The sequence below is a fragment of the Clostridium sp. genome (genome assembly GCF_036643715.1).
Classification (GTDB): Bacteria; Bacillota; Clostridia; order Clostridiales; family Clostridiaceae; genus Clostridium.
Genome location: NZ_JAVXRL010000039.1, coordinates 1 through 3,296, shown reverse-complemented (window position 1 = coordinate 3,296; position 3,296 = coordinate 1). Strand labels below are relative to the sequence as shown.

Genomic DNA, 3,296 nt, shown 5'->3' with positions numbered 1-3,296 from the left:
CTCCTTTATTTCCTGTCGGTCCTATTGGCCCTCTATCTCCTTCAATACCTTGAATACCTTGAGATCCTTGTATCCCTTGTGGTCCTAATTGCCCTTGGAATCCCCTTGGTCCTTGTGGTCCTCTTGGTCCTGGTGGGCCTGGTGGGCATACACCCTTACATTTTTCCTTCACTGAAATATAAGGTTGTAATCTCGTTTTACTTGACGAAAATAACGCTATTGCATTATTCTTTTTTTCAACATTTACATATATTAAAATTTCACTAATTTCTTCAATGCAGTTTTTTAATACTTCTTTTAAATTTACACATATATATTCGCCTTCATCACAAGCTCTTAATTTCCTAATTATAGTGTTTTCACTAATCTTTTTACGATTATTATCTTTAGTTATTATTTTAAAATTAATACATATACTTTCTTCACATCTTAATTCATTTAAATATATTAAAAATTCAGCATAGTCAGCATCTTTAAAATTTCTATCACAAGTTTTAAATTCCAATAAAAAACTAAACTTTGATTGTTTTATTCTATCTCTCTCATTTAAATTTCCTACAACTAAACTCTCACATACCTGTTCCGCATGTCCATTTATATATTGTCTTTCGTTTCTAGGAGTAATTTTAAAATTCATTTTATCCTCCTTATTTAATATAATATCTTTTATTACTAATATATTAAATAATAAAAATAAGGTTAACGAAAAATAAAGTCAAGCTTGTAAAAGCTTGACTTTATAATTAAAAAACAACTACTTCTGTTTCTTCTATTGCTTTATCAACTAGAATTTCAATATCTAAGTTTTCTTCTGATTTTCTAATTAACTCTAATCTTGGTTTTGTTTTAGGGTGCTTTGGAACAAATATTGTACAACAATCTTCATATGGAAGTATTGATGTTTCATAAGTACCTATCTTTCTTGCTATACTCATAATATCTTCTTTATCCATTGTTATAAGTGGTCTAAATACTGGTCTATCTGCACAATCTGAACTTACAACAAGTCCTTCCATTGTTTGGCTAGCAACTTGACCTATACTTTCTCCACTAGAAACTGATTGTATTCCTTGTTTCTCTGCTGCCTTGCACGCAACTCTCATCATAAATCTTCTCATTATTATTGTAAGCTCATCTTCAGGGCATTTATTAATAATCTCCATTTGTATTTCAGTAAATGGTACTATAAACAGTCTTACTTTTTCAGTATACTCGCTTAAAATCTTAGCAAGATCCTTAACCTTATCTTTAGCTCTCTCTGAAGTGTATGGGTGACTATGATAGTATATACAATTAAGTTCAACGCCACGCTTTGCCATTAAATACCCTGCAACAGGTGAATCTATTCCTCCAGATAACATAAGCATAGTACTTCCATTAATTCCATATGGAAGACCTCCAACAGCTTTAACTTTATCTTTACTTGCATATACATATGCGTTTTCTCTTATTTCAACTTTTACAAGACATTCTGGGTTTTTAACATCAACTGAAAGATCTCCATCATAATTATCTAATACATATGACCCTATTTCTCTTGAAATTTCTAATGATGTTTTATTAAATACTTTATTTGCTCTATTTGTTTCAATCTTGAAAGTTTTAGGCTTACTATCTTGAACTTTCTTAAGAGCTTCTTCTTTAATTTTATCCATATCTCTTTCCACTTCTTGTACTATGGAAACTTCTGAAACACCAAATACTTTTCTAACTCTTGCTATTCCTTCATCTAAGTCATCTATTTTAATAAAATATCTGCCTTGATCTATAAGTATTTCAAAATCTAATCCTTTTAATTTCTTTTTTATATTGTCTCTTAATCTTTTTTCAAACTTATTTTTGTTTAATCCTTTTAAAAAGATTTCTGGTGCATATTTAATTAATATTAATTTTCTCATCTTTTAATCCTCCTTAAAAAAGTCAACGACTTCTTTAGTACTTCTATTACTTTATCTATTTCTTCCTTTGAGTTATCTTCTGAAAAAGAGAATCTTATCGCTCCAAGTGCCTCATTATCACATAATCCCATTGCTTTTATTACATAACTACCACTTGCAATATTACTCTTTGATGTACATGCTGATCCTGTTGATACATATATTCCTTCTGCTTCCAAAAGATGTAATATAACCTCACCTCTAATACCAATAAATGATACATTTAAAATATATGGTGAGTGAAATTCATCATCTAGACTATTTATTCTTATATTATCAATTCCTTTTAATCTTTCTATCATGTATCTTTTAAGTTCTAATACTTTAACATAGTTTTCTGATTTATATCTATTTGATATTTCACATGCTTTTGCTAGTGCCATTATTCCTGGAACATTTTGAGTACCAGCTCTAAGTCCACCTTCTTGAGCTCCACCATGTATAATAGATTCTAAATTAATTCCTTTTTTTAAATATAAAAACCCTGTTCCTTTAGGACCATGAAATTTATGCCCTGTAACTGTAAGGGCATCTATTTTCATTTTTTTAACATCTATTAATAACTTTCCATAACCTTGAACTCCATCAACATGAAACTTTGCCCTACTACTTTTTTCTTTAATTAAATTTCCTATTTTGACTAAGTCTTGTATTGATCCCATTTCATTATTTACGTACATAATTGAAACAAGTACTGTATCTTTACATATCGCTGATTCAAGCTCTTCTAATGAAATCATCCCGTTAGAATCAACATTTAAATAAGTTACTCGAACTCCACTCTTTTCAAGTTCTTCATAAACTTTAAGAACTGAATGATGTTCAAACTTTGTTGTTATAATATGATGGTTTGGCTTTGTAATCCCTTTAATAACTAAATTATTGCCTTCACTGCCTCCTGAAGTAAAATATATTTCATCTTTAGAACTATTTATTGTTTTTGAAATAATTTCTCTACTTTCATTTAACTTTTTTTCAGCATCTATACCTATCTTATGTAAGGAAGATGGATTTCCGTAATATTCTCTCATCCCTTCAGCCATAACACTTATAACCTCTTCATAAGGTTTTGTCGTTGCAGAATTGTCTAAATAGATTTCCATACACTATCCCTCCTCTTATTATTATTAACTCTATTTTATTATTCTATTATTAAAAATAAATTCTTAGTATTCTTATATGAATACTAAGAATTTCTCTTTTTTTATATATAATAGCAAGTTTTTCTCCAATTGAAAAGTTTTTTCAATAATTATTTGACAAAAGTATCTATTAAGGTTATAGTAAGTACATAAACTGAATAGCGCGGGATGGAGCAGTTGGTAGCTCGTCGGGCTCATAACCCGAAGGTCGTAGGTT

At 29.4% G+C, this 3,296-nt stretch carries 3 protein-coding genes; all 3 read right to left on the bottom strand.

All coding sequences use genetic code 11. The features are described from left to right. Positions 1–637, bottom strand: a 637-nt coding sequence (locus tag RSF37_RS11020) for a collagen-like triple helix repeat-containing protein (protein WP_332564451.1), incomplete at its 3' end; no start/stop codon positions are given. A 106-nt stretch (positions 638–743) separates the two neighbouring features. Then, positions 744–1,898 carry a tRNA uracil 4-sulfurtransferase ThiI gene (gene thiI / locus RSF37_RS11015; RefSeq protein WP_332564450.1) on the bottom strand — a complete coding sequence of 385 codons (1,155 nt, stop codon included), beginning with the start codon at positions 1,896–1,898 and terminating at the stop codon, positions 744–746. After that, positions 1,895–3,040 carry a cysteine desulfurase family protein gene (locus tag RSF37_RS11010; protein ID WP_332564449.1) on the bottom strand — a complete coding sequence of 382 codons (1,146 nt, stop codon included), beginning with the start codon at positions 3,038–3,040 and terminating at the stop codon, positions 1,895–1,897. The genes thiI and RSF37_RS11010 overlap by 4 nt, the downstream gene beginning before the upstream one ends. Positions 3,041–3,296: the final 256 nt, after the last annotated feature.

Excerpts from the sequence above, each read along its gene's own strand:
- RSF37_RS11010 (WP_332564449.1), bottom strand. The coding sequence starts at position 3,040 with ATGGAAATCTATTTAGACAATTCTGCAACGACAAAACCTTATGAAGAG.
- thiI (WP_332564450.1), bottom strand. The coding sequence starts at position 1,898 with ATGAGAAAATTAATATTAATTAAATATGCACCAGAAATCTTTTTAAAA.